Consider the following 24,888-nt stretch of genomic DNA (forward strand, 5'->3'; position numbering starts at 1 on the left):
TCAAATGAAAGCAGTTGTTTTGGAAGACTATGCTATACAACAGGGAGATCTGGACTGGTCGGGCGTGGAAGCGCTGGTGCCGGACGTCACCCGCTATGGGCGCACCGCGCCGGAGGAGGTGGTGCCGCGCATCGTGGATGCAGAGATCGTGTTCCTGAACAAGTGCCGCATCGACGAAACCGTTCTGGCCCGGTGCCCGAAGCTCCGGTGGGTGGGCATCATCGCCACCGGCACCGACAACCTTGACCTGCAGGCCTGCCGCCGACATGGCGTGGCCGTGGCCAATGTGCCGGGCTATTCTACGCACAGTGTGGCGCAGATGACCTTCAGCCTGCTGCTGGCCATCTGCCAGTGTGCCGACCGCTATGACCGTCTTGTGCAGGACGGCCGGTGGCGCACCGAAGATCCCGCTGCCTACCGGCTGCTGCCGCAGGTAGAGCTGCTGGGCAAGACCTTTGGCATCTACGGCTACGGCAGCATTGGGCGGCAGACCGCCCGCATTGCCAGAGCCTTTGGCATGGAGGTGCTGGTGTGCACCCGCACCGTGCGGCCGGAGTACGCCGCCGACGGGGTGGAGTTCGTTGACTTTGACGCCCTGCTGGCCCGCAGCGATGTGCTCAGCCTGCACTGCCCGGCAACACCTGCAACACGGGGGCTGATCAACGCGGCCACCCTTGCCAAGGCAAAGCCCGGCATGATCCTGCTGAACACCGCCCGCGGTGCGCTGGTGGACGAGCAGGCCGTGGCCGATGCGCTGAAAAACGGGAAGCTTGGCTTTTACGGTGCCGATGCCTTTGGCACTGAACCGCTGCCGCAGGCAAGCCCGCTGCGGGGCCTGCCCAACGCCCTGCTGACGCCGCACATCGCATGGGCCACCAACGAAGCTCTGCAGCGGCTGATGGACATTACCACCAACAACCTGCGCACATGGCTGGATGGCGCAGGAGAGAACATTGTGAACGCATAAAAATAACGGGAACGCCGCATGGACGTTCCCGTTATTTTTTAGTCCAGAACGCCGCTTGCCTTGATGGACTGCACCGCCTCGGCAATGCGCTCCGGCGGCAGGGTGAGGGCAAAGCGCACATAGCCTTCGCCCAAGGGGCCGAAGCTGGAACCCGGGGTGCACAGCACGCCGCTCTTTTCCACAAGTTCCAGACAGAAGTCCATGCTCTTTGCATACTTTGCCGGGATGGGAGCCCACACGAACATGCTGCCGTGGCTGTCCGGCACATTCCAGCCGATGGAACGCAGACCGCCGCACAGGGCGTCGCGGCGCTGCTGGTACAGGCCGCACTGGGCCTTTACCATGTCCAGCGGGCCGGTCAGGGCGGCGATGGCGGCTTTCTGCACCGGCAGGAACATGCCGAAATCGATCTGACCGCGCAGCTTTTTAAAGGCAGCTACCACGTCCCTGCGGCCCACAAGGAAGCTGATGCGGGCACCGGTGACGTTGAAGCTTTTGGAAAGGCTGAAGAACTCCACGCCCACATCCATGGCACCGGGCGTGTTGAAGAAGCTGTTGCCCACGGCCCCGTCAAAGATGATGTCGCTGTAGGCGTTGTCGTGGATGATGAGAATGTCGTACTTCTTTGCAAAGGCCACCAGCTCGGCGTACAGCTCCGGCGTGCCCACGCTGCCCACCGGGTTTGCGGGCAGGGAGACGATCATGTACTTTGCCTTGCGGGCCACATCCTCCGGGATATCCTTCACGTAAGGCAGGAAGCCATGCTCCTTGGTCAGCGGGTAATACCACGGCTTTGCGCCGCCCAGCAGACTGCCCGCAATGAACACCGGGTAGCAGGGGGTGGGCAGCAGCACGGTGTCGCCCTCATCGCACAGCACCATGCCGATGTGGCCCACGCCCTCCTGACTGCCGGCGCAGCTGGCTACCTGATCCGGCATGATCTCTACGCCGAAGCGGCGCTTGTAGTAGCCGCACACAGCATCCAGCAGCTCAGGCAGGTCGCGCAGGCTGTACTTCCAGTTCTGCGGGTCGGCGGCTGCGTCCATCATGGCCTTGCGGATGTGCTCGGCAGGCGCAAAGTCTGGTGTGCCGACGCTCAGATTATAAATGGTACGGCCCTGAGCTTCCAGATCCACCTTGCGTTCGTTCAGTGCGGCGAAGATCTCATCGCCGAACAGATCCAGTCGTTTGGAAAATTGCATATCCTGATACCCCTCTTTAACACGGATCATTTTGATAATAGGGCTATTCTAGCACGTTTTGCCTGCCTGCGCAACGAAAAGGGCAGATGGGGGAGAAAGTTTCAACTTTCGGTGATGGGAAGCGAAGGATGTTTCACGGGAAGAAAACCCTCTCAGTCACGGCTGACGCCGTGCCAGCTCTCCCGAAGGGCGAGCTTTATGAGTGCAAACCATCAGATGCAAAAGAGCTCCCCCTTTCGGGGGAGCTGGCGAGCGAAGCGAGACGGAGAGGGTTTATCAATCGATCGTCGTTTTTGTCCGCCCCACGCCGATGACGGCGGTGCTGATCTTTTTCCAGCTGCTGCAGCCGCACACACCGTCCACACGCAGGCTCGTGCGCCGCTGGAAACCTTTCAGCGCTTCCTCCGTCCGGGCACCGAAGATGCCGTCGATGCGGCTCCCGGTCTGGTAGCCCAGAGTGGAAAGCGCGTCCTGCAGGATCATCACATAGCAGCCGCGGCTTCCCCGCCGCAGGGTGGGGTAGCCTGCCGTGGTGCCGCTGCAGGCGGGCGTGCCGTAGCGGCGGTCCATGTGCACCCATGTGGGGGTCTGGCTCAGCGGCTCCACATAGCCCCATGCCCCGGTGCCCCGGGCCGCATTGTAGATGGCCGTGCGGGCAGTCTGGGTCAGGCTCTGGCCCACGTCAAAGGATACGCCCGCGTAGTGCTGGCTGCGGGTGCCGTGACCGCCCTCCCAGATGCGGCGGAAGGCATACCCCACCGGGATGCCCTTGCCGTACTTGCGGCGGGTCAGGTTCCACGCTTCCATGGCCGCAATGGTGGTCCACAGGGTGGGGCTGGCAGATTTTCCCCGGAACTCCCGCACCCGCAGGGTGGTGCTGGTGCTGTAGGGCATGGGGTCGTTCTCGTTCAGGTTCGCGTAGGTGTAGACCTTATTCTCGTAGGCGTCGTAGATCAGAAGACGTGCCATCGCTCATTCCTCCTTGCTGCAGTGTGGGCAGCTCTGGGCCTGCAGCGCGGCCCATGTTCCGTGGTCCACGGTGCCGGTCACCAGCAGCCCGGCCCGCTGCTGTGCCAGCCGGACGGCGGCAGTCTCTTCCGGGCCGAAGCGGCGGTTCTCGGTCACATAGCCCTCGGTGCAGTACAGGCAGGAACGCCCGTTCAGCCATGTCTCCACCTGCGCCACGTCCGGCCCCACGCTGCCTGCGCCGATGGCCCGGCCCGGGTAGACCGGGCCATGCCCGATGCTGCGGTCGGGGTTGGGCATTTCGGCGGCAAGTTGCAGGCTCAGCGCTTCCACCGCCGTCCATGTCTCGTCGTCCGCGATGCCAGTCTCCGGCAGAACCAGCAGCTCCTGTGCGCTGCGGGTGGCGGCGGCAGTCTCGTCGGTGTACCGGTCCGAAAGGGGCGGGGCCTCCACGCTGGAATAATAGTAGGCGATGCGCTGCAAAAGCAGGCTGTAGTACAGCACCGCACTGCCGGAAGAGCCCACCGCCAGCGGTGTGCCGGGGTAGGGCAGGCGCTTCAGGGTGATCACCGGCCCGGATGCCCGCAGGGTGGACGCCTTGTCGTACAGGCTGTTCCATGTGGTGCAGCCCACGATGCCATCTACAGTCAGCCCCGCAAAGCGCTGGTAGGCCCGCACGGCAGCTTCGGTGGAAGCACCGAACTGTCCGTCGATGCCAATGGCCGGGATGCTGCTCTCGTAGGCGCTCATGAGATAGAGGTAGAACTGCAGCTCCCGCACCGCTGTGCCGGAAGAGCCTTTGCGCAGCACGCCCGGATACTCGCCGGGGCGCAGGGAAGAGGAAAGCAGCATGTTGGCGATATCGTTGTACACCTCGTACAGCTTCAACCACGTATTGCGGCCCACCACACCGTCGCTGGTCAGGCCAAAGTAGGTCTGGAACCGCTTGACTGCCGCTGTGGTGGCACTGCCGAACTTGCCGTCCACCGTGATGTTGTTCAGGTTCGAGTACACCGTGCGCGCGATCTTGAGCCAGAACTGCACCAGCCGCACATTCTGTCCGCTTGCACCCTCCCGCAGGGCGGTGCCCGGGTAGGCGTTGGGGGTGCCGTTGTCGGACTGGATGCTGCGGAACTGGTCGTACAGCTCGGTCCATGTGCGCTGCCCCACCACGCCGTCCACGGTCAGGCCGTATTTGCGCTGGAAGGCCCGCACCGCTGCGGCGGTGCCGCTGCCGAACACGCCGTCCACCGTGACCGATGGGATGGAGGAAGTGTACTGGGCCAGTGTGTTCAGCCAGAACTGCAGCTGCTCCACGGCGCTGCCGGTGGAGCCGGTGCGCAGCACGGTGCCGCCCCATGTGCCGTCCGAGAGGGTGCCGCTGGACACCTCGCCCTCGCTGGTCAGCTCGGCCAGATCTTTGACCGAGACGTAGATATAGCTGATTTTGTACCATGTCTGCCGCCCCACCATGCCGTCAGCGGTCAGGTTGAACTGCTTCTGGAACGCCCGGACCGTGGCAGCCATCCGGGCCCCGAACACGCCGTCCACAGTCAGCAGACCGAGGAAGGGATAGTCCTTGGTGATGCGGTTCAGCTGGCGCTGCAGGGTGAACACTGCTGTGCCGCTGTCGCCCTGCCGGATGGGCGAACCGGGGTAGCTCTGGGGGATAGACTGGATGTTCGAGGTGCGGATGATCTCAATGTCGTTGCCGTAGTAATACTTCAGGATCTGCAAGGCGTTACGGCCCTGATTGGCCAGCGAGACCGTGCCCCACTGCTTGAGCCCCGGGCAGGTGACCGATTTACCGTCGCAGTACTCGGAGTAGTAGGGGTTCACGGTGCCGGTCTTGCGGAGATAGGTGTTGAAGATATCGTCGGTGATGCGCACCATCACGTCGAACACCGTGCGTCCGTGAACGTAATACTGGTCGTAGCTGGTGGAGTTGGTGATGTTGAAGGTGTAGCCCTTGCTGGGGTACCACTCGGTGTAGATGCGGTTCAAAGCCAGCGAGATCTGACAGTGGATGTTGGCCCGCAGGGCCTGCTCCGGCCATGTGGGATACACTTCGCTGGACGCCACATTGGCAATATAATCCCGGAAGGAGACGGTCACGTTCCGTGCGGATGCTGCAGGCTTGCCCAGATGCACCGTGATGTTCTTGGGGATGATGACTCGGCTCAGCACCCGGGGCACGCAGTTCTCCATGGGGTCCGGGCCGCTGCCGCCGTCGCCGGTGAATAGTGAATGCTCCGGGATGACTATGGGCGGGTTTACCACGTCGCGATCCTCTTCGGTCTCAGGGATCATCTCCGGCTGGGCCAGTGTGACCTGCCCGGCAAAGATCTGCACACCCTGAATGCGCACGGTGCGGAAGCCTGCCTTTGCGGCAGTCAGGTCCACAACGGCATAGGGCCGGATGGTGTTGTCCTCCTGCAGGGACAGCGCACAAGAGGGGGCTTCAATGGAGAGATCGGCAGCGGTGCCGGTCTCGTCGGTGATACGCTGAGCGGTAAAGCCGTTGCCGGACACGGTGACGAGAACACCCTCGATGGGCGAGGACTGACGGGCACCGAAAGCCTGAATGCGTAGAATGCCGGTGTTTTTCATAGGCGGATGCTCCTTTGCTGTGAGAATGGAATGCTTCTCCCACAGCGTATTCCGTCCGGCACCCGGGCGTGCATGGCAATGCACACCGCAAATAAAAAAGCCGCCCGAAGGCGGCAGGGGAGAAAGGTTTATTTGGCGCTGTCCTTGGCAAGGGCGGCGTCGATATTTTTTTGCAGAGCGGCAAGGTTTTCTTCCTTGTCGATGCCGCCAAGCAGGGGCTGCCCCACAACGTTGCCGTCCCGGTCAAAAACGTAAGTGGTGGGGAAGGCCATGATGTTCAGTGCAAACTTGCCGGCCTCACTGCCGGAGGCAAAGTAGATGTTGCGGTAGCTTGCGCCCGTTGTCTCCAGCAGTTTTTTGGCGGCATCAATGCCCTGCTGGTTGCCGTCCAGCGTCTCGGTGTTGATGCCGATGACCTCACCGCCCTGTGCCTTGACCTTCTCGTTCAGGGCGTTCAGGTCGTCCAACTCCTCCACGCAGGGCTTGCAGCCGTTGAACCAGAAATTCACCACCGTAAAGGCGTTGCCCGCAAACAGGCTGTTGTCCACCGGGTTGCCCTCTAAATCGCTGCCCTCAAACTTGGGGAAGGCGGTGCCCTGTGCGGCGGCACTGGAAGCGGCATCCTCTGCGGGGGCAAGAGCGGCGATCTGCTCCTCGATGGCACGAATCTTTTCGGCATCTGCGGTCAGGGTCTTGTACTCCTCGTCCGAGAACTGATCTTTGGCCTTTTCCACAGCGCTGAGCAGAAAATCGCCGTAGTTGGCGCTGATCGTGGTTTCGGTCACGTTTTTGTCCATGGATGAGAACACTTTCTCCCACAGAGCATCGTTTGCAGAAAGGATCTCGTTTTCCTCGGCCAGCAGCTGCTCCTCGGTTTTGCTTTCTGCTGCCGCAGAGGAAGCGGCAGCAGAGGATGCAGAGGATGCAGAAGATGCAGAAGATGCAGAAGATGCGCCCTGCCCGCAGGCGGCAAGGCTGAAAGCCAGCACAAGGCTGAGAAAAAGTGCGGCGATACGATGGATCTTCATGGCTTTACTCCTTTGTTGTTTCGGTATTTGATTGGTCCCCCAGCCCGAACTTGTACTGAATGGCGTCCGTGGGGCAGGCTTTCATGCACATCCCGCAGCGGATGCATTCGGCGTGGTTGGGGGTCTTGGTAATGTCTACGTCCATCTTGCAAGCCTTTGCACAGGCTCCGCAGGAGACGCATTTGTGGGTGTCTACGCGCATCTGGAACAGCGAGACCTTGTTCAGCAGCGCATAGAACGCGCCCAGCGGGCACAGCCACTTGCAGAAGGGGCGGTAGAACACCACGCTGCCCACGATGACCGCCAGCAGGATGCAGGCCTTCCATGTGAACAGCTTGCCCAGCGCAGCGCGGATGCCCGCATTGGTCAGGGAGAGGGGAATGGCACCCTCCAGCACGCCCTGCGGGCAGAGATACTTGCAGAAGAAGGGGTCGCCCATGCCCAGCTCATTGACCGCCAGCAAAGGCAGCAGCACCACCATGACCAGCAGCACCGCATACTTTAAATAGCGCAGCGGCTTCAGCTTTTTGGTGGAAAGCTTGGGGGATGGGATCTTGTGCAAAAGCTCCTGAAACCACCCGAATGGGCAGAGGAAACCGCAGATGAACCGCCCCAGCAGCACCCCAAAGAGGATGAGGATGCCGGTAATGTAGTAGGAAAAGCGGAACTTGGAAGAGCCCACCACCGCCTGGAATGCTCCCACCGGACAGGCACCGGCCGCGCCCGGGCAGGAATAGCAGTTCAGCCCCGGCACGCAGACGTATTTTCCGCCGCCCTGATACAGCGCTCCTTTTGCAAAATTGGGTAGGTGGAGATTGGTCAGCAGGGTAGCCCCGGCTTGTATAAAGCCCCGGAAGCGAGCAAGGGGAGAAAGCTTTTTCTTTTTCTTATCCAATGCCCACACACTCCATACACAGCCGGATGGCTTTTGAAAATACGGTGTCTGCCTCGCCCCGCCATAAGCCGAACAGCAGCATCAGAACCCCGGCGGCAAGCAAAAGCAGCTGCGCCTGTTTTTTTGTCATGAACATCATAGCCTCCTGTTGTTTGATGGCATCAGTATACACCATGCGGGATAAAATCTCTGCTAAGAAAATCTTAACACGAATCTTAACACCGTCTGTTATAATCTGTTATAATGAAGAAAAAACGCAATTTTTATGGGAAAGGTGGAAAACAAAGATGCGCCTTTTGGTGGTAGAGGACGAGCACTCCCTGCGGGAGGATATTGCCCGAAAGCTGCGGCTGTCCGGGTACGAGGTGGATGCCTGTGCAGACGGCGAGGCCGCGCTGGAGGCACTGGCAGCAGAGCGGTACGACCTTGTACTGCTGGACCTCAACCTGCCCAAGGTGGACGGAATGCAGGTGCTGCGCACCCTGCGCCGGCACGACCTTGAGACCTGTGTGCTGATCTTGTCGGCACGCAGTGAAATCGCAGATAAAGTGGAGGGGCTGGATGCCGGGGCGAACGATTACCTTTCCAAGCCCTTTCACCTTGCAGAGCTGGAAGCCCGGGTGCGCAGCCTGACCCGGCGCAAATTTATTCAGCAAGACGTCTGTCTGTGCTGTGGACGGCTGAGCTTCAACACCCGCAGCCGCGTTGCTGCTGTGGACGGTCAGACCCTTGCTTTGACGCGGAAGGAGAGCGGCGTACTGGAATATCTGCTGCTGCATCAGGGACGCCCGGTCAGTCAGGAAGAACTCATCGAGCACGTCTGGGATGGCAGTGTAGACAGCTTCAGCAACTCCATCCGGGTGCATATCTCTGCCCTGCGCAAAAAGCTGCGGGCGGCGCTGGGCTACGACCCCATCCGCAACCGCATCGGGGAAGGCTACGAGATCGGAGGCGAGGTACAATGAAACATTTGTCCCTGCAATGGCGCATCACCCTGCTGACCGCGCTGCTCATCGCCTGCGCCTGCGTGTGCATGAACCTGCTTTTATACCGCACCGGCGTTACCGGCATGGATGCCCTCAACGGCTTTATGATGCAGTACCAGCCCGGCAGTGCGGATCCGTTGACCATCGAGATCCCGCAGGAGGAAATGTCCAGTCTGCTGGCGCATTTTTCGCAGGAAGTCTACGATGCAAAGGTGGTCTTTGGCCGCAAGGGCTGGTGCATCACCGTCGTGGTCACCATCGTCAGCGCTGCCATTGCTTATTTTGTCAGCGGCAGAGCGCTGAAACCGTTACAGCAGCTTGCGCAGCAGGCGCAGCAGGTCGATCAGGACAGCATCGCCACCACCCGTCTGGACGAAAACACTGTGCAGGAATTCGGGCAGTTGAGCCGGTCGGTGAACCGGATGCTGGATGGTCTGGCGCAGTCCTTTGAGTTGCAGCGGCAGTTTGCGGGCAATGCCGCCCACGAGCTGCGCACCCCGCTGGCTATTTTGCAGACGAAGCTGGAACTGTTTGCAGAGGAGCACCCGGCCATGGACGCCGAAACTGCCGGGCTGATCCGCTCTCTGCGGGAGCAGCTGGACCGCCTGATCGCTCTTGTGCGCACTTTATTAGAGATGAGCAATCTGCAATCAGTCTCCCGCACCGACCAGATCGCCCTTGCGCCGCTGGTGGAGGAGATCCTGACCGACCTGACCCCCCTTGCCCAGAAAAACAATATCTCTTTGCAGCAGGACTGCGAGGAACTTGGCATGGTGGGCAGCGATGCGCTGATCTACCGGCTGGTGTTCAATCTGGTGGAAAACGGCATCAAGTATAACCGCCCCGGCGGTGCGGTGCGCGTCACCCTGCAACAGGAAAAGCAGACTGCTGTACTGCGCGTTGCAGATACCGGCCCGGGTATCCCCGCAGACTGCCGGGAAAGCATCTTCCAGCCCTTTTTCCGGGTGGATAAGTCCCGCAGCCGGGAGATGGGCGGCGTTGGGCTTGGCCTTGCCCTTGTGCGGGAGATCGCCGTGCTGCATGGCGGCAGTGTGACCGTGGAACGCAGCAGCGAAAACGGCACTACCTTTGCAGTCACCCTGCCGCTGGCACAGCCCTGCTGAAACTGGGCGGACTGGGACTTTATTTTTGGCACACGGGGGAGTATACTGGAAGCAGAAGACCCCGGAAAATAAGAAGGACAAAGGAGAATACAGCAATGCAGGCAACCATTCACAACGAATTTTTGACCCTCACGGTGGACACCCACGGTGCAGAGGCTGTCAGCCTGAAGAACGCCGCAGGCGAAGAGCTGCTGTGGCAGGCCGACCCGGCTGTGTGGAAGCGCCACGCTCCCATTCTGTTCCCGTGGACGGGCAAGCTGCCCGGCGGTACCTTTGAGGTGGACGGCAAAACGTACAAGGGCGGTCAGCACGGCTTTGCCCGGGACATGGAGCACACCCTGCTCAAGGCCGAGGGCGATACCATCCAGTTGGAGCTGCGCTCGGATGACGCCATCAAGGCCGAGCGCTTCCCCTTTGATTTTGTGCTCACCAGCACCTTCCGGCTGGACGGGAAGACTGTGCACCACACGCTGGCCGTATCGAACCCCGGCAGCGGGGAGCTGCGTTTCGGCATCGGCTATCACCCTGCGTTCAACATTCCCTTCGACGATCAGCACACTACCACAGACTACGAGTTCCGCTTTGACCGGCCGGAGAGCCCGGTCATTCTCGACGCCCGCCCCAACGGTCTGCTGAGCGGCAGATGCTATTACCAGTGGAAGAACCAGCAGGCCATCCAGCTGACCGATGATCTGTTCGCAAACGACAGCTTCTGCATGGCGGGCCTGCGCACCGGCACCATCGGCATCTGTGAGAAGGACACCGGCCGCAAGATCACCTGCAATGTGGAAGGCTACCCCTATTCGCTCATCTGGTCGGCTCCCGCAAAGCCGGTGCGGTTTGTGTGCATCGAGCCGTGGCACAGCCTGCCCGCCGCTGAGACCGACCCGCAGGCGTGGAGCCAGCGTGCAGCCGCCGCCTGCCTTGCCCCGGGTGAAAGCTGGGAGACCACACTGAGCACCACGTTTGAACGATAAAACTCCCTCAGTCTCGTTTCGCTCGCCAGCGATGACGGAAGGAGTTCTGCAAACAAGAAAAAGCTCCCGGAACATCGAAATGCTCCGGGAGCTTTTGTGCTGTCAGTAAAAGGAAAGCTTAGTATGCCACGCCCCAGTAGACCATGGTCTTGGCGGGCTTACCGCAGCAGGGGCACACATCGCTCAGGTGCTCCTGCTCAAAGGGCATGCAGCGGCTGGACAGGCCGGCTTCTTCCTTCATCTTCATTTCGCATGCAAGGTCGCCGCACCACATGGTCTTGATGTAGCCGGTGTTTGCCTTGGCCAGCTCCTTCACCTCGTCCATGGTGGTGGCAGCCCAGGTGCGCTTCTCGCGGTTGGCAAGAGCACGCTCGTACAGGTCCTTGCGCAGGGCCTCCAGCTGGGCGGGGATGGCAGTTTCCAGCTCGTCCAGAGAAACAAAGACCTTTTCGCGGGTGTCGCGGCGCACCAGTACGCACTGGTTCTTTTCCAGATCCTTGGGGCCGATCTCCAGACGCAGGGGCACGCCCTTCATCTCCCACTGAGAGAACTTCCAGCCCGGGGCATTGTCGCTGTCGTCCAGCTTCACGCGGGCATACTTGCTGATCTTTTCAGCCAGCTCGGCAGCCTTCTCGCTGACGCCGGGCTTGTGGGCAGCAATGGGTACCACCACCACCTGAATGGGGGCCACTGCCGGGGGCAGGATCAGGCCGTCGTCGTCGCCGTGGGTCATGATGATGGCACCCACCAAACGGGTGGAAACGCCCCAGCTGGTCTGGAACGGATGATGCAGCTGGTTGTCGCGGCCGGTAAAGGTGACGTCGTAAGCCTTGCTGAACTTGTCGCCAAAGTAGTGGCTGGTGCCGCTCTGCAGGGCCTTGCCGTCCTTCATCATGGCCTCGATGGTGTAGGTGGCCTCGGCACCGGCAAACTTTTCCTTGTCGGTCTTGCGGCCCTTCACCACGGGAATGGCCAGATCCTGCTCGCAGACGTCTGCGTAGCAGTTCAGCTGCTGCTGGGTCTCAGCCTCCGCCTCGGCGGCAGTCTCGTGGATGGTGTGGCCTTCCTGCCACCAGAACTCGCGGCTGCGCAGGAAGGGACGGGTGGTCTTTTCCCAGCGCACCACGCTGCACCACTGGTTGTATTTCATGGGAAGCTCGCGGTAGCTGTGCAGCACGCGGGACCAGTGGTCGCAGAACATGGTCTCACTGGTGGGACGCACGGCCAGACGCTCTTCCAGCTTGTCGGAACCGCCCATTGTGACCCACGCCACCTCCGGCGCGAAGCCATTGACCAGTTCGCCCTCCTTCTGCAGCAGGCTTTCCGGGATCAGCACGGGCATTGCCACGTTCTCATGACCGGTGGCCTTGAAGCGGGCATCCATGTCCTTCTGGATCAGCTCCCAGATGGCCTGACCATAGGGGCGCAGGATGATGAAACCCTTCACACTGGAATACTCCACCAGTTCTGCCTTGACGCAGATATCGGTGTACCACTGTGCAAAGTTTTCTTCCTGACTGGTGATCGCCTGTACGAGCTTCTTTGAATCTTTTGCCATTTGTATTTATCCTCCCAAGGCCGTGCGCCAAACGCTGTGCGTTCCGCACGAACCATAATAAAGCCCCGCCTGCAGCCGCGGCCGGGTGCCGCAGCGCGGAGAACGGGGCTTTTCGACTGAAATCAGTTCTGCGCGTGGCTGTCCACAAAGTTTACCACATCGCCCACGGTGCGCAGGGACTCGATGGCGTCATCCGGCACCTCGATGCCGAACTCATCCTCCAGCGTCATCACCATGTCCACGATGTCCAGGCTGTCGGCCTCAAAATCGCTCATGATGTCACTGTCCATCGTGATCTTTGCCGGATCGACGTCCAGCTGCTCCGCCAGCAATGCACGGATTTTTTCAAAAGTATCCATTCCTGTGGTCTCCTTTTTGCAGTTGTTTTGCTGGTCTGTACACTGGGGCCGTGGGTGCGGCGCTGTGATAGTGCGCCTGCGGATGCTGCGCGGCTCCACCGGGCTGTACAGAACGCTCTCTTTTTTTATATCCCATGCCGTGGCTGTTGTCAAGCCCTGTTTTCGCTTTCCCGTCCGGGAACACGAAAAAAGTTCCAAAACGCATATTTTCGCTTGACAGAAGCCCCCGGGTTTCTTATCATTATAGAGAAGTGAGTTCAGGTGAACGGACTGTTCACCAATAAGGAGAATGGAACATGAAGCTTTCATTTACCAAAATGCAGGGTTGCGCCAACGACTATATTTATCTGGACTGCCGCGAAAGCGGTGTGCCGGAGAACATCGCAGCCCTTTCCGAAAAATTGTCCCGGCGGCATTTTTCCATCGGAGCCGACGGCATCATCTGCATCTGCGCTGCGCAGTCGGCGGGAGCCGACGGCATGATGCGCATCTTCAACGCCGACGGCAGCGAGGGCAGGATGTGCGGCAACGGCATCCGCTGCGTGGCCGAGTGGCTGTATACCCACGGCATCTCCAAAGAGACCCTTGCCATTGATACCCTCAGCGGTCTGAAGACTGTCACCCGCAAGGGCGCGGGCCTGTGGCAGGTGGAGATGGGGGCTTACAGTGCCATGCCTGCTGACCTGCCGGCGGTGAACATGGGAGATGGCGCACTTGTGGATAAGACCCTGACCGTGGACGGGAAAGACTGGCAGGTGACCTGCATCAGCGTGGGCAATCCTCACTGCGTGACCGTGGTGGAGGATGTGGACAGCCTGAAGCTGGAGGACATTGGCCCCGGCTTTGAGCACCACGCAAACTTCCCGGAGCGCATCAACACCGAGTTTGTGCAGGTGGTGGATGCCACCCACCTGAAAATGCGGGTGTGGGAGCGCGGCAGCGGCGAGACATGGGCCTGCGGCACCGGCACCTGCGCCACCGTGGCAGCCCTGACCGAGCTGGGCATCTGCCCGGCAGGGGAGGACATCCATGTGCAGCTGCGGGGCGGTGTGCTGACCATCCGGGTGTTGCCCGGCAGACAGCTGCTGATGACCGGCGCCGCCGAGACCGTGTGCGAGGGCACGACGGAAGTGTAAGAAAAACGAGAACCCTCTCAGTCGCCTGACGGCGACAGCTCTCCCGAAGGGCGAGCTTTTCCACATCAAGAGGAAAAGTTTTTCTTCACAACAAAAAAGCTCCCCCACTCGGGGGAGCTGGCATCGAGCGGACGCGAGATGACTGAGAGGGTCATACCAAAACAGAAGCGAGGGAAAGTACTATGAAGATGAACAAACACTATAACGAGCTGAAGGCCAGCTACCTGTTCGTGGACATTGCCCACAAGGTGGCTGCCTATCAGGAAGCACACCCGGAGAAGGAGATCATCCGTCTGGGCATCGGCGATGTGACCCAGCCGCTGGCAAAGTGCGTGGTCAAGGCCATGCATGACGCTGCCGACGAAATGGGCACGAAGGAAGGCTTCCACGGCTACGGCCCGGAGCAGGGCTACCCCTTCCTGAAGCAGGCCATTCAGGGCTACTATGCAGGCCGCGGCACCCAGCTGGCAGAGGATGAGATCTTCATTTCGGACGGTGCCAAGAGTGATCTGGCCAATGTGCTGGGCCTGTTCGATGTGGACAACACCGTGCTGGTGCCGGACCCCGTTTACCCCACCTATGTGGACGACAACGTGACCGATGGCCGTAAGATCATCTACAGCCGCACCGGTCAGGAGAACGGCTTCCTGGGTATGCCGGACGAGAACGTAAAGGCAGACATCATCTATATCTGCAGCCCCAACAACCCCACCGGTGCCGCCTACACCCGCGACCAGCTGAAGGTCTGGGTGGACTACGCCCGCAAGAACAATGCCATCATCCTGTACGATGCCGCCTACGAGTGCTTTATCTCGGACGAGAACCTCGCCCGCAGCATCTTCGAGATCGAGGGGGCCCGCGAATGCGCCATTGAGATCTGCTCTTTCTCCAAGATCGCAGGCTTCACCGGCACCCGCTGCGGCTACACCGTGGTGCCCAAGGAGCTGGAGCGCGAGGGCATGAACATCAATAAGCTGTGGCTGCGCCGCCAGACCACCAAGTTCAACGGTGTGCCTTACGTGGTACAGCGCGCCGCCGCTGCGGTGTTCACCGAGAGCGGAATGGCCGAGATCCAGCAGAATCTGGACTACTACCGCAAGAATGCCAAGGTCATCGCGGACGCTCTGGATGAGTGCGGCGTGTGGTACTGCGGCGGCAAGAATAGCCCCTACATCTGGCTGCGCTGCCCCGGTAACATGAAGAGCTGGGAGTTCTTCGACTGGCTGCTGGAAAACTGCGGCGTGGTCGGTACCCCGGGCGTGGGCTTCGGCGAGTGCGGCGAGGGCTACTTCCGCCTGACCGCTTTTGGTGACGCCGAAAAGACTAAGATGGCCGCCGAGCGCATCAAGACCGCCATCAAGGCACTGTAAAACCTAAAAAATGCACCTGCTGTCCGTTTTGGACGGCGGGTGTATTTTTTTGCGCATTCTCTTGACAAATCTGTATCTGCTGTATATACTGTGTATATACAGATAAAACACAAGAGCCAAAGGAGCAGCCGATGGAACTGTTTATCAACAACAAAAGCGGCGCGCCCATCTATGACCAGATCTACAACCAGATCAAGCAGCAGATCATCAGCGGGGCTTTGCAGCCGGACGAGGCCATGCCCTCCATCCGGGGGCTGGCACGGGATCTGCGCATCAGCGTCATTACCACCAAGCGCGCCTACGATGAACTGGAAAAAGAGGGCTTCCTTTACGCAGTACCGGCAAAGGGCTTTTTTGTAGCCCCTAAAAACACCGAGTTGCTGCGGGAAGAGAACCTGAAAAAAATTGAAGCGCACCTTACCGAAGCCGTCCGCCTGTCCGTATCCTGCGGGCTGAGCAGGGAAGAGCTGCGGGAGATGCTGGAACTGCTGTGGGAGGGCTGAACATGAACGCACTGGAACTGCGGGGACTTACAAAGCACTATAAGGACTTTACCCTCGGACCGCTGGATCTGACCTTGCCCGGCGGCACCATCTGCGGACTGATCGGTGAAAACGGAGCGGGCAAAAGCACCACTATCCGGTTAATCTTAGATATGGTGCAGCGGGACGGCGGCACCGTGACCATCCTTGGCAGGGACAGCCGCACCGCTTCCGTCCGCACCAGAGAGGAGATCGGCGTGGTGCTGGGCAGCGAGGGCATCCCCCTGTGCCTGAACGCAGTGCAGGCAGGCAAGGTGATGGCGGGCATCTACCGCAACTGGGATGCTGCTGCCTATGCGGAGCTGTGCCGGAAGTTCGGCCTGCCGGACAAAAAGCAATACAAGGACTACTCTACCGGCATGAAGATGAAGCTGTGCATTGCCGTGGCGCTGGCGCACCACCCGAAGCTGCTGCTATTGGACGAAGCCACCAACGGGCTGGATCCGGTGGTGCGGGACGAGGTGACCGACCTGCTGCTGGACTTTACCCGGGACGAAAACCACTCTATCCTCATCTCCTCCCACATCGTCAGCGATTTGGAAAAGCTGTGCGATACCATCGCCTTCCTGCACAAGGGCAGGCTGCTGCTCTGTGAGGAAAAGGACGCTTTGCGGGAGGAATACGCCCTGTGGCACGGTACGGCGGCGCAGCTGGCGGCACTGGATACGCGGGTGTACGGCAAGCGGGTCACCCCCTACGGGATAGAGGCGCTTGTGCGCCGGGATGCAATGCCCGCCGGGGCAGAGCTTACCCCGGTAAGCATTGAGGAGCTGTTTGTGCTGATGGTGAAAGGGGAGAACGTGCAATGAAAGGTCTGCTATTAAAGGATGCCTATCAGATGTGGAGCTACACCAGATGGATCATTCTGGCGTCGGTAGCCATGATGTTGATGGGAACGTTTTTCATGAAGGAAGGGTCTAATTTCTTTATGCTGTACGGCGGGTTTTTGCTGGGCATCCTGCCCATGACCTTGCTGGCTTACGACCAGAACGGCCGGTTCAGCGCTTACAGCGCCGCCCTGCCGGTGACAAAAGGACAGATCGTGGGCGGCAAATACCTCATCGGACTGTGTGGTATGGTGCTGGCGGAACTGCTGAGCATGACAGCGCTGGCGGCAGCACAGCTGCTCTGGGGCACGGTGACGGTTCAGCTCACCGTGGCGACCCTGCTTCAGGTGGCTATGCTGACCCTGCTGGGCAACATTATTTTGCTGCCGCTGGCCTACCGCTTGGGCTACCAGAAAGCCCGGTATGCGTACTACCTGTGCATCGGTCTGCTTGCAAGCTTTATGGGATATTTCGTTTCTTCGGGGGACAATGCTTTAAACAGCCTCCTGCCTGCGCAGGGTTCGCTGCTGGTGCTGGTCGTAGTGCTGGTGGCGGCTCTGGCGCTGTATGCTCTCTCGTGGCGGCTGCCCGTTGCATGGTACGGAAAGGCAGAGCAGTAAAATGAAGAAAAGTCAGATCGCGGGCATCCTGTTCGGTGTTGCCATGGGCATCGCGTTCAGCGTGCCGCTGGGAACAGTGGGTTTTGTGCTGGGCGCCAGCTTTGCAATTCTGGGCATGGTGATGTTCAAAGGATTGGATGCCCCACAGGATAAAAAGTAAGGTGTAAAAAGTGTGACGCCCCTGCAGGAAAAGCTTTTTCTGCAGGGGCGTCACTGTATTTATTTCTCGGACTCTTCGGCGTTTTTCTGTGCAGTTTCCAGCTCCTCCACCCGCTTTTGCAGGTCGGTTATTCCACCGTCTCTTCCTCGTCCGGGTCCAGCTCGATGCTGAACACGGCTTTCTTCAGTTTACCGCAGCCCTGCGCCTTCAGGCCGGATTTATAGGGTTCTCCGGCCAGATACAGGGCAAAACGTCCCTCGCACAGCATTCCGGCAATGCTGGTACCGGCGGTGCCCACGGTGGTGTCGGCGGCTTCATCGGTGGGCTTGGTGGGGGTCAGCTCTGCAAGGCTTACCTCAAACAGCTCGCTGCCGTCCAGATCGGTCTCCAGCGTGATGTGGTTGTCGTGGCGCTGGAACAGAGCCTTGTCGGAGGTCTGGGGCGTGACGGTGCTCACGGTGACCACGGCCTTATCGCCGTCGATACGGGTGCGCCCAGCGGGCAGGGTGGTGATATCCCGGGCCATGATGTACTCAATGACGGTGTCCAGATTGTCGCTGACGCCCAGATAGTTGGGCAGGTTGTTCAGGGTATCGTAGATCATAGAAGAACTCCTTTATCGTGCAAAACAAGGTTCACCGCCTGCATATAGCACAGACGGTGAACCGGAATTTTAAATTTTATTCTGCGTCCTTCGGGTCGGTCATCAGCTCTTTGATGCTGGGCACCACGCCGCCCAGATTCTGAAGCTCCGAAGGAATGATGATCTTGGTTGCCTTGCCGTTGGCCACCTTGGCCAGAGCTTCCAGACTGCGGATGGCCAGAACCTTATCGCTGGGCATGGCCTCGTTCAACAGGCGGATGGCATCGGCGTTGGCCTTCTGCACGGCCAGAATGGCCTGTGCTTCGCCCTCGGCTTCCAGAATGCGCTGCTGCTTCACAGCATCCGCGCGCAGGATGGCGGCTTCCTTTTCGCCCTCAGCGGCGGTAATGGCGGCCTGCTTTTCACCGTCGGCTTTCAGGATGACAGCGCGCTTCTCGCGCTCGGCCTTCATCTGCTTCTCCATGGCTTCCTGGATCTCACGCGGCGGGATGATGTTCTTCACCTCCACGCGGTTCACCTTGATGCCCCACTTGTCGGTGGCTTCGTCCAGGATGGCGGTGATCTTGCCGTTGATGACATCGCGGCTGGTCAGGGTGTGGTCCAGCTCCATCTCACCGATGATGTTGCGCAGGGTGGTGGCGGACAGGCTTTCGATTGCCGCAATGGGCTGGTTGACACCGTAGGTGTAGAGCTTGGCATCCATCACCTGAAAGAACACCACGGTATCGATCTGCATGGTAACGTTATCGCGGGTGATGACCGGCTGAGGGGGAAAGTCTGCCACCTGCTCCTTCAGGCTCACCTTTTTGGCGATGCGCTCGATGAAGGGAATCTTAATGTGCAGGCCTGCCGACCATGTGTCGGAGTAGCTGCCCAGCCGCTCAACGACATACACCTTGGACTGGGGCACGATGACGATATTGGTGATGATCACCAGCAGGACGACAAAGACCAGCGCGAGGATCAGAAAAAACATGACCATAGTGGTTCTCCTTTTTCAGATGGGTGCAACGTTTCAGCGCAGAACGCAGATCACGCTCTGCGGCTTTCGGTCAATACGGGCTCCACGATGAGCAGGGTGCTGTGCAGTTCGGTCACACGGCAGCGCTGCCCGGGGGTGAGAATGTCGCCGGGAGTGGCGCAGCGGGCATTCCAGTCCACGCCGTCCAGTCGCACACGGCCCGGCAGGTCGGCGGTGACGGTGGTCAGCACGGTGGCCTCCCGGCCAAGGTTTCGGTCGCCATTGGTGGGGGTGATTTTCTGGCGCAGCTTTGCAGCCAGCGGCCGGAACGCCAGCAGGCACAGAATGCTTACCACGATGAACACCAGGGCCTGCGCCCGGAACGAATCCGTGAACAGGCAGGTGAGCAGGGCGGCAGCTGCGCCGACGGCGAACCAGACGGAGGTCATGCTGAAGGTGGAAGCCTCCAACAGCAAAAAGCCCACCACGGCAGCCAGCCAGAGAAATGGAACAGGATTCATGGTTCTCCCTCCTTATGCCCCTATTATAGAGTATCCCCCGGGTGGAAGGTCAAGCGTTTTTTACTGGAACGTTGCGCAGAAAACGAAATAAAGACGAAAGAACCCTCTCAGTCACAGCTAGCGCTGTGCCAGCTCCCCCGAGAGGGGGAGCTTTTAAGCAGCTGACGGTAAGCAAAGCTTCTGTTGAGAAGAAAGAACTTGCCGAATAGCGCATAAAGCTCGCCCTTCGGGAGAGCTGGCAAATCCGATAGGATTTGACTGAGAGGGTTCTCAATTACTTGATATCGTAATAGCTGTGGTTCGGGTTGTGACCGTTCTCATCCACCACGATGGTAAAGCCCATGGGGTTCACCTCCGTGTGCTTGCCGGAAGCCAGCGGCTCCACGATGATGTGTTCCGAGCGGTTCACGATGATCTCGGCGGTTTCCGCTTCGCCTACGCGCTGGTAGTGCAGGATGCCATCCTGCGCCCGCAGCACCCGCAGCTCACCGGTGCGGAAGGCTTCGCAGCTGTGGCGCAGCTGCGCCAGCTGTGCCAGTACCGGCTTCAGGCGCTTTTCGTGGCTGTCCCAGCAGAAGAAGGCACGGTTGAAGGGGTCGCGGTAGCCCTGCATCCCGATCTCGTCGCCGTAATACAGGCAGGGCACGCCGGGCAGCGTGTAGATGATGGCATAGGCCATGCGCAGGCGCAGCATCCCCTCCTCGTAGGCTTCGCCGGTCACACAGCGGCCGCTCTGCCACTCGCGGCCACGGCCGTTGGCGGGCTCGTCCGCAATGACGGTGAGGGCGCGTTCGGTGTCGTGGGTGGAGAGAAAGTTCAGCGCAGTGTCCATGGCAGGGGCGGGGTAGTGCTCACAGATGGACAGAATTTCGCCCATGGCCTGCTCGGCGGGTTTACCCTTTACAAAGTCCAGCACAGCATTCTTGAAGGGGTAATTCATCACGCTGTCCAGCCCCTTGCCCAGCAGATAGGTGCGGCGCTGGCCAAAGCCGTATTTGGTGGTGGCGTCCTCCCACACCTCGCCCAGCAGGAACTTCTCCGGGCTGACCCGCTTGACAGCGGCGCGGATCTTTTCAATAAAGTCGTCCGGCAGCTCGTCGGCCACATCCAGACGGAAGCCTGCGGCACCGCGCCGCAGCCATGTGTCAATGACACCGCCCTCGCCGGTGATGAACTCCACATAGGAGGGATTCTCTTCGTTCACCTCGGGCAGGGTCTCGAAGCCCCACCAGCTGCGGTAGCCACCCTTATACTTGGGGTCAAAATCGTACCAGCTGCGGTAGGGGGAGTTGGGGTCGCGGTAAGCGCCGCCATCCCCATAGCGGCCTTCGCGGTTGAAATAGCGGCTGTCGGAACCGGTGTGGCTGAACACACCGTCCAGCACGATGCCAATGCCGTACTTGGCGGCCTCGCGGCAGAGCACCTCGAACTCCTCGTTGGTGCCCAGCAGCGGGTCTACGTTGAGATAGTCGGCGGTGTTGTAGCGGTGGTTGGAGTGCGCCTCAAAGATGGGATTGAGGTAAAGGTAGTCCACCCCCATCTCCCGCAGATAGGGCAGCTTGATGCGGATGCCTTCCAAGTCGCCGCCGAAATAGTCCTCGTTTAGGTGGCCGCCGGTCTCGTTGGGCTGCCAGAAGGGTTCGGCGTGTTTGTCGGCCTGATACAGCCGGTCCGGGAAAGGCATGGGCTTGTTCTCAATGCCCTCGCAGAACCGGTCCGGGAAGATCTGATAGAACACCTTGCCCTTGATGCACTCCGGGGTCTGGAAACCGGCATCGTAGACGGTGATCTGCCACTTTTCGCCTTCCTGCCAGCTGACAACGCCGCAGTTGTCCGGCCCGCGGTAGATGCGGCGGAAGTCGGTGTAGAGGTCGAAGTAGTAGAAGTACAGGCCCGGGTCGTTCAGCGGCAGCTCCACGGAAAAGTGGTTCTGCTGGGGGGTCTGGCCGTCGAACTTCATGCGGTAGTGCACCGGCACGTCATATTTTCCCTCCTTCTGGAGCACCAGATGAGGATCGACATAGCCCAGCTCTTCCGGGATGCAAAGGGTCAGGCGTACGGTCTGACCGGCCCGCAGTGCGCCAAAGGGCTGCTTGAAATAGGGGTCGTAGCTATTGAACAGACAAGACAAAGCAGGGTCGTCCTTTCTTAAAAAAGCCCCGGCGGGCCAAACGCCGCCGGGGCAGATGATTTTTTAAGGGAAAATTACTTGCCCATGGGCACCGGGGAAGCGTACCAGATGTCGTGTGCGTAATCCAGCACAGAGCGGTCGGCGCTGAAGATGCCGCTGTTGGCAATGTTCTTCAGGCTCATGTGTGCCCACTTTTCGCGGTCGGCATACAGCTTCTGCAGGTCGGCCTGTGCGCGGCGGTAATCCTTGAAGTCGGCCATGACCATATACGGGTCGCTGCTGCGCAGGTTCTCGGTCACTTCGTGGAAGTTCTCGCCGTTCCAGCCGCGCTCCAGGAAGTTCAGAGCGTTGTTGGCAACATCGTCGCCCATGATGAAAGCGTTGGGATGGTAGCCCACCTGCTTGAGGTTGTTCACCTCGGGGGTCAGCATACCGAAGATCAGCTCGTTCTCCTTGCCGGCAGCGTCTGCGATCTCCACGTTTGCGCCGTCCAGAGTACCCAGAGTGATAGCGCCGTTCAGCATAAACTTCATGTTGCCGGTACCGGAAGCCTCGGTGCCGGCCAGAGAGATCTGCTCAGAGACCTCGGCGGCGGGCATCAGGTGCTCGCTCAAAGAGACGCAGTACTCTTCCAGATAGACCACGCGCAGCTTGTCGCGCACAGCGGGGTCGTTGTTGATGAGGTCGCCCAGCTTGCAGATCATGCGGATCATCTGCTTTGCCATGTAGTAGCCGGGAGCAGCCTTTGCACCGAAGATATAGGTCTTGGGGATGAAGTCGGCGTTGGGGTTCTCCTTCAGGTACAGGTACTGGGCAGCAATGTTCAGCGCGTTCAGGTGCTGGCGCTTGTACTCGTGCATACGCTTGACCTGACAGTCAAAAATGGAGTTCGGGTCGATGACCTGACCGGTGCTCTTTGCCAGATAGTTGGCAAAGCTGGTCTTGTTCGTCAGCTTGATCTCGTTCAGGCGCTTGAGAACGGTCTTGTCGTTCTCAAACTTGTTCAGCTTGGACAGATCGGAAGCATCATGCTTGTAGCCGTCGCCGATGGTCTCGTCCAGCAGCTTGCACAGGCCGGGGTTAGAGGCCAGCAGCCAGCGGCGGTAAGCGATGCCGTTGGTCACGTTCTTGAAGGCCTGCGGCTTGAACAGGTAGTAATCGTGGAAGACGCTGTCCTTGATGATCTCGCTGTGCAGCTTGGACACGCCGTTGATGCTGTTGGCGGTGTAGGCGCAGATGTTTGCCATGCGCACCTGATTGTCGCCGATCAGTGCCATATAGTCGATCTTGCCCTTGTCGCCGGGGAAGACCTTCTCCAGCTCGGCACGGGCGCGGCGGTCCATCTCCACCACGATCTGGTAGATACGGGGCAGGGTCATCTTGAAGATGTCCACATTCCACTTTTCCAGAGCCTCAGCCATGACGGTGTGGTTGGTGTAAGAGAAGACCTTCTGGCAGATGTTGAATGCCTTGTCCCAGTCAAAGCCGCACTCGTCCAGCAGAATGCGCATCATCTCGGGGATGGCGAGGGTGGGGTGGGTGTCGTTCAGCTGGATGGCGACCTTGTCGGGCAGGTTCTCAAGGGTCGCATAGCTGGACAGGTGGTTCTGGACGATATCGCCGATGGAAGCGGCAGACAGGAAGTACTGCTGGCGCAGGCGCAGGATCTTGCCCTCCACGTGGTTGTCGTTGGGGTACAGCACCTTGGAGATCAGCTCTGCATTGGCGTTCTTGCTCATTGCAGTGTTGTAGTTGCCCAGAGAGAAGCTGGACATATCAAAATCCGGTGCTTTTGCCTGCCACAGGCGCAGCTTTGCAACGCCCTTGCCGTCGTAGCCCTGCACATACATATCAGAGGGGACAGCCATGACGCTGTTGTAGTTGGTATGCTGGATATAGTGGAAACCGTTGTCCCAGTTCTCGTGGATCTCGCCGTCAAAACGGACTTCCACTGCCTGATCCGGGTGGCTCTTCAGCCAGACCTGACCGCCGGGCAGCCAGTTGTCAGCGCGCTCCTGCTGCCAGCCGTCCACGATCTTCTGCTTGAAGATGCCGTACTCGTACAGGATGGAGTAGCCGGTGCCGCAGATGCCGGTGGTGGCCATGCCGTCCAGATAGCAGGCAGCCAGACGGCCCAGACCGCCGTTGCCCAGACCTGCATCCGGCTCTTCCTCAAAGATGCCGTCAATGCTGATGTCGGCATCGGACAGGGCCTTCTTTGCCACCTCGTCCAGACCCAGATTCAGCAGGCTGGTCTTCAGGCTGCGGCCCATCAGGAACTCCATGCACAGGTAGTACACCTGCTTGGTGCCGGTGCCAATGGCCTTGGACTGGAACTTCTTGTGGTTTTCGCTCATCATCTGGCGGCAGATCAGCGCCAGAGAGCGGTAGATCTGCTGGTTGGAAGCAACACTCAGCTCCACGCCGTACTCGCTGGTGAGCTTGTCCTGAAGAAGTTTACCGAATTCTTTCGATGTCATAAAGGTACTCCTATCCGCATAAGTTTTCAGCTTTGCTAAAATAATTGAAATAATTGGCGCCTGCAGGCACTTTCCCTCACTTGCTCTGCCGCCAACATAACAAAGATATTATAATATGGCAGAATGACAAATGCAAGGAATCAAGGGATTTTTTCCGTAACTGACATTTTTTTATTGAACTTTCTGATAAATATGCCAAAATTTCAAAAAATACACTTTTTCTTGATGCTTATTTATATTATAATAGGGAGAGAAACCTGCTTTCCGAAACATTTTCGGGCACAAATTCCGGGGGAAATGTGCCGGGTAACTCTCCCGGAGGGGAACAAAACACCGAAACGGTACCGGAAACGGTGCCATTTTCCGGAAATCGCCAAGAACAGAACCGCCTGCACAAGGGCGGAAAAGGATAAAGGGGAATAGATATGGTCAACAAGGTACGGGTGAACATTGCGGGTACGCCGTATGCCATCGCTACGACGGACCCGGAAAAATATATCCAGTCGCTGGCAAAAAAGCTGGACGAGGATATCACAAAGCTGCTGGATGCAAACGAAAACCTTTCGGTGACGAAGGCGGCGGTGTTCTGCGCCATGGACTATCTGGACGAGTACCGCAAGAGCACCGGCAGCGCGGAGAACATGCGCAGCCAGATCCAGGACTACATTGCGGACGCCGCCCGCGCAAAGCTGGCAGAAGACAAGGCAAAGGCGGAAAACGAGGTGCTGCGCCGGGAGGCTGCCGCTCTGCGGGAACAGCTGGAAAAGATGCGCAGCAAGGAAGCCCGGCGCGAAGAGCGCGCCCAGCAGGCCGCGCAGCAGACGGCGGGCAAAAGCGAAGACGCGGAACAGAAGGGCTGAGCGC

General features: G+C 59.5%; 24 protein-coding genes. 11 read left to right on the forward strand and 13 right to left on the reverse strand.

Translation table 11 applies throughout. The features are described from left to right. Window positions 1–4 precede the first annotated feature (4 nt). Window positions 5–967, forward strand: coding sequence for a D-2-hydroxyacid dehydrogenase (locus tag ACKXF9_RS14635; RefSeq protein WP_418266620.1), 963 nt, complete (start codon window positions 5–7; stop codon window positions 965–967). A 38-nt stretch (window positions 968–1,005) separates the two neighbouring features. Here the strand turns inward: ACKXF9_RS14635 and ACKXF9_RS14640 are convergent, their stop codons facing one another. From ACKXF9_RS14640 to ACKXF9_RS14665, 6 genes are all read right to left on the reverse strand, one after another. After that, window positions 1,006–2,199 (reverse strand): aminotransferase class I/II-fold pyridoxal phosphate-dependent enzyme, encoded by a 1,194-nt coding sequence (locus tag ACKXF9_RS14640; RefSeq protein ID WP_418266621.1) that lies wholly within the window; start codon window positions 2,197–2,199, stop codon window positions 1,006–1,008. Window positions 2,200–2,445: 246 nt separating this feature from the next. Beyond that, the gene (locus ACKXF9_RS14645) at window positions 2,446–3,138 is read right to left on the reverse strand and encodes a peptidoglycan-binding domain-containing protein (RefSeq protein WP_418266622.1); all 693 of its coding nucleotides are present in this window, start codon (window positions 3,136–3,138) and stop codon (window positions 2,446–2,448) included. Between the two features lie 3 nt (window positions 3,139–3,141). Then, entirely contained in the window at window positions 3,142–5,745 is a 2,604-nt protein-coding gene (locus ACKXF9_RS14650; RefSeq protein WP_418266623.1) for a peptidoglycan-binding protein, read from the reverse strand. A 128-nt stretch (window positions 5,746–5,873) separates the two neighbouring features. Further along, the gene (locus ACKXF9_RS14655) at window positions 5,874–6,773 is read right to left on the reverse strand and encodes a TlpA family protein disulfide reductase (RefSeq protein ID WP_418266624.1); all 900 of its coding nucleotides are present in this window, start codon (window positions 6,771–6,773) and stop codon (window positions 5,874–5,876) included. 4 nt (window positions 6,774–6,777) lie between these two features. Next, window positions 6,778–7,668, reverse strand: coding sequence for a 4Fe-4S binding protein (locus tag ACKXF9_RS14660; protein WP_005939881.1), 891 nt, complete (start codon window positions 7,666–7,668; stop codon window positions 6,778–6,780). After that, window positions 7,661–7,804, reverse strand: coding sequence for a CD1871A family CXXC motif-containing protein (locus ACKXF9_RS14665; protein ID WP_337678835.1), 144 nt, complete (start codon window positions 7,802–7,804; stop codon window positions 7,661–7,663). The genes ACKXF9_RS14660 and ACKXF9_RS14665 overlap by 8 nt, the downstream gene beginning before the upstream one ends. A gap of 151 nt (window positions 7,805–7,955) precedes the next feature. Between ACKXF9_RS14665 and ACKXF9_RS14670 the strand changes: the two genes are divergently transcribed. From ACKXF9_RS14670 to ACKXF9_RS14680, 3 genes are all read left to right on the forward strand, one after another. Beyond that, window positions 7,956–8,633, forward strand: coding sequence for a response regulator transcription factor (locus tag ACKXF9_RS14670; protein WP_044953424.1), 678 nt, complete (start codon window positions 7,956–7,958; stop codon window positions 8,631–8,633). After that, on the forward strand, window positions 8,630–9,778 hold the full coding sequence (locus ACKXF9_RS14675) for a sensor histidine kinase (RefSeq protein WP_418266625.1): 1,149 nt from the start codon (window positions 8,630–8,632) through the stop codon (window positions 9,776–9,778). Before ACKXF9_RS14670 ends, ACKXF9_RS14675 begins: the two co-directional genes overlap by 4 nt. A 95-nt stretch (window positions 9,779–9,873) precedes the next feature. Further along, window positions 9,874–10,755, forward strand: a complete 882-nt coding sequence (locus ACKXF9_RS14680; RefSeq protein WP_418266626.1) for an aldose 1-epimerase family protein — start codon at window positions 9,874–9,876, stop codon at window positions 10,753–10,755. 118 nt (window positions 10,756–10,873) lie between these two features. Here the strand turns inward: ACKXF9_RS14680 and proS are convergent, their stop codons facing one another. Together proS and acpP are read right to left on the reverse strand one after the other, a co-directional pair. Next, window positions 10,874–12,313 (reverse strand): proline--tRNA ligase, encoded by a 1,440-nt coding sequence (gene proS / locus ACKXF9_RS14685; protein ID WP_348583149.1) that lies wholly within the window; start codon window positions 12,311–12,313, stop codon window positions 10,874–10,876. 122 nt (window positions 12,314–12,435) lie between these two features. Further along, on the reverse strand, window positions 12,436–12,672 hold the full coding sequence (gene acpP, locus ACKXF9_RS14690; RefSeq protein WP_044953468.1) for an acyl carrier protein: 237 nt from the start codon (window positions 12,670–12,672) through the stop codon (window positions 12,436–12,438). 296 nt (window positions 12,673–12,968) lie between these two features. Between acpP and dapF the strand changes: the two genes are divergently transcribed. The 6 genes from dapF (at window position 12,969) to ACKXF9_RS14720 (ending at window position 17,327) form a co-directional block, all read left to right on the forward strand. Further along, window positions 12,969–13,808 (forward strand): diaminopimelate epimerase, encoded by an 840-nt coding sequence (dapF, locus tag ACKXF9_RS14695; protein WP_418266627.1) that lies wholly within the window; start codon window positions 12,969–12,971, stop codon window positions 13,806–13,808. Between the two features lie 182 nt (window positions 13,809–13,990). Beyond that, the gene (locus ACKXF9_RS14700; RefSeq protein ID WP_249237013.1) at window positions 13,991–15,178 is read left to right on the forward strand and encodes an LL-diaminopimelate aminotransferase; all 1,188 of its coding nucleotides are present in this window, start codon (window positions 13,991–13,993) and stop codon (window positions 15,176–15,178) included. 83 nt (window positions 15,179–15,261) lie between these two features. Then, window positions 15,262–15,681 (forward strand): GntR family transcriptional regulator, encoded by a 420-nt coding sequence (locus ACKXF9_RS14705; protein ID WP_339395265.1) that lies wholly within the window; start codon window positions 15,262–15,264, stop codon window positions 15,679–15,681. Between the two features lie 2 nt (window positions 15,682–15,683). Next, window positions 15,684–16,529, forward strand: coding sequence for an ABC transporter ATP-binding protein (locus ACKXF9_RS14710; RefSeq protein ID WP_418266628.1), 846 nt, complete (start codon window positions 15,684–15,686; stop codon window positions 16,527–16,529). Continuing rightward, window positions 16,526–17,167 carry an ABC-2 transporter permease gene (locus tag ACKXF9_RS14715; RefSeq protein ID WP_418266629.1) on the forward strand — a complete coding sequence of 214 codons (642 nt, stop codon included), beginning with the start codon at window positions 16,526–16,528 and terminating at the stop codon, window positions 17,165–17,167. Before ACKXF9_RS14710 ends, ACKXF9_RS14715 begins: the two co-directional genes overlap by 4 nt. Window position 17,168: 1 nt before the next feature. Further along, window positions 17,169–17,327, forward strand: coding sequence for a hypothetical protein (locus ACKXF9_RS14720; RefSeq protein WP_418266630.1), 159 nt, complete (start codon window positions 17,169–17,171; stop codon window positions 17,325–17,327). A gap of 127 nt (window positions 17,328–17,454) precedes the next feature. Here the strand turns inward: ACKXF9_RS14720 and ACKXF9_RS14725 are convergent, their stop codons facing one another. The 5 genes from ACKXF9_RS14725 to ACKXF9_RS14745 form a co-directional block, all read right to left on the reverse strand. Beyond that, entirely contained in the window at window positions 17,455–17,931 is a 477-nt protein-coding gene (locus ACKXF9_RS14725; protein WP_348583158.1) for a YhcH/YjgK/YiaL family protein, read from the reverse strand. A gap of 76 nt (window positions 17,932–18,007) precedes the next feature. Next, window positions 18,008–18,913, reverse strand: a complete 906-nt coding sequence (locus ACKXF9_RS14730; protein ID WP_005939926.1) for an SPFH domain-containing protein — start codon at window positions 18,911–18,913, stop codon at window positions 18,008–18,010. 50 nt (window positions 18,914–18,963) lie between these two features. Next, window positions 18,964–19,413, reverse strand: coding sequence for an NfeD family protein (locus tag ACKXF9_RS14735; protein WP_120079455.1), 450 nt, complete (start codon window positions 19,411–19,413; stop codon window positions 18,964–18,966). A 274-nt stretch (window positions 19,414–19,687) separates the two neighbouring features. After that, entirely contained in the window at window positions 19,688–21,544 is a 1,857-nt protein-coding gene (locus tag ACKXF9_RS14740) for a glycoside hydrolase family 13 protein (protein ID WP_418266631.1), read from the reverse strand. Between the two features lie 74 nt (window positions 21,545–21,618). After that, on the reverse strand, window positions 21,619–24,024 hold the full coding sequence (locus ACKXF9_RS14745; protein ID WP_418266632.1) for a glycogen/starch/alpha-glucan phosphorylase: 2,406 nt from the start codon (window positions 24,022–24,024) through the stop codon (window positions 21,619–21,621). A 425-nt stretch (window positions 24,025–24,449) separates the two neighbouring features. On the opposite strand from ACKXF9_RS14745, the gene ACKXF9_RS14750 reads away from it, so the two are divergent. After that, window positions 24,450–24,884, forward strand: a complete 435-nt coding sequence (locus tag ACKXF9_RS14750; protein ID WP_418266633.1) for a cell division protein ZapA — start codon at window positions 24,450–24,452, stop codon at window positions 24,882–24,884. The last annotated feature ends 4 nt before the right edge of the window (window positions 24,885–24,888 follow it).

Source organism: Faecalibacterium sp. 9 (assembly GCF_048320955.1).
Taxonomy (GTDB): Bacteria; Bacillota; Clostridia; order Oscillospirales; family Ruminococcaceae; genus Faecalibacterium; species Faecalibacterium wellingii.

Coding starts and splice junctions, on each gene's coding strand:
- ACKXF9_RS14635 (WP_418266620.1), top strand. CDS start 5: ATGAAAGCAGTTGTTTTGGAAGACTATGCTATACAACAGGGAGATCTG.
- ACKXF9_RS14640 (WP_418266621.1), bottom strand. CDS start 2,199: ATGATCCGTGTTAAAGAGGGGTATCAGGATATGCAATTTTCCAAACGA.
- ACKXF9_RS14645 (WP_418266622.1), bottom strand. CDS start 3,138: ATGGCACGTCTTCTGATCTACGACGCCTACGAGAATAAGGTCTACACC.
- ACKXF9_RS14650 (WP_418266623.1), bottom strand. CDS start 5,745: ATGAAAAACACCGGCATTCTACGCATTCAGGCTTTCGGTGCCCGTCAG.
- ACKXF9_RS14655 (WP_418266624.1), bottom strand. CDS start 6,773: ATGAAGATCCATCGTATCGCCGCACTTTTTCTCAGCCTTGTGCTGGCT.
- ACKXF9_RS14665 (WP_337678835.1), bottom strand. CDS start 7,804: ATGTTCATGACAAAAAAACAGGCGCAGCTGCTTTTGCTTGCCGCCGGG.
- ACKXF9_RS14670 (WP_044953424.1), top strand. CDS start 7,956: ATGCGCCTTTTGGTGGTAGAGGACGAGCACTCCCTGCGGGAGGATATT.
- ACKXF9_RS14675 (WP_418266625.1), top strand. CDS start 8,630: ATGAAACATTTGTCCCTGCAATGGCGCATCACCCTGCTGACCGCGCTG.
- ACKXF9_RS14680 (WP_418266626.1), top strand. CDS start 9,874: ATGCAGGCAACCATTCACAACGAATTTTTGACCCTCACGGTGGACACC.
- proS (WP_348583149.1), bottom strand. CDS start 12,313: ATGGCAAAAGATTCAAAGAAGCTCGTACAGGCGATCACCAGTCAGGAA.
- acpP (WP_044953468.1), bottom strand. CDS start 12,672: ATGGATACTTTTGAAAAAATCCGTGCATTGCTGGCGGAGCAGCTGGAC.
- dapF (WP_418266627.1), top strand. CDS start 12,969: ATGAAGCTTTCATTTACCAAAATGCAGGGTTGCGCCAACGACTATATT.
- ACKXF9_RS14700 (WP_249237013.1), top strand. CDS start 13,991: ATGAAGATGAACAAACACTATAACGAGCTGAAGGCCAGCTACCTGTTC.
- ACKXF9_RS14710 (WP_418266628.1), top strand. CDS start 15,684: ATGAACGCACTGGAACTGCGGGGACTTACAAAGCACTATAAGGACTTT.
- ACKXF9_RS14715 (WP_418266629.1), top strand. CDS start 16,526: ATGAAAGGTCTGCTATTAAAGGATGCCTATCAGATGTGGAGCTACACC.
- ACKXF9_RS14720 (WP_418266630.1), top strand. CDS start 17,169: ATGAAGAAAAGTCAGATCGCGGGCATCCTGTTCGGTGTTGCCATGGGC.
- ACKXF9_RS14725 (WP_348583158.1), bottom strand. CDS start 17,931: ATGATCTACGATACCCTGAACAACCTGCCCAACTATCTGGGCGTCAGC.
- ACKXF9_RS14730 (WP_005939926.1), bottom strand. CDS start 18,913: ATGGTCATGTTTTTTCTGATCCTCGCGCTGGTCTTTGTCGTCCTGCTG.
- ACKXF9_RS14735 (WP_120079455.1), bottom strand. CDS start 19,413: ATGAATCCTGTTCCATTTCTCTGGCTGGCTGCCGTGGTGGGCTTTTTG.
- ACKXF9_RS14745 (WP_418266632.1), bottom strand. CDS start 24,024: ATGACATCGAAAGAATTCGGTAAACTTCTTCAGGACAAGCTCACCAGC.
- ACKXF9_RS14750 (WP_418266633.1), top strand. CDS start 24,450: ATGGTCAACAAGGTACGGGTGAACATTGCGGGTACGCCGTATGCCATC.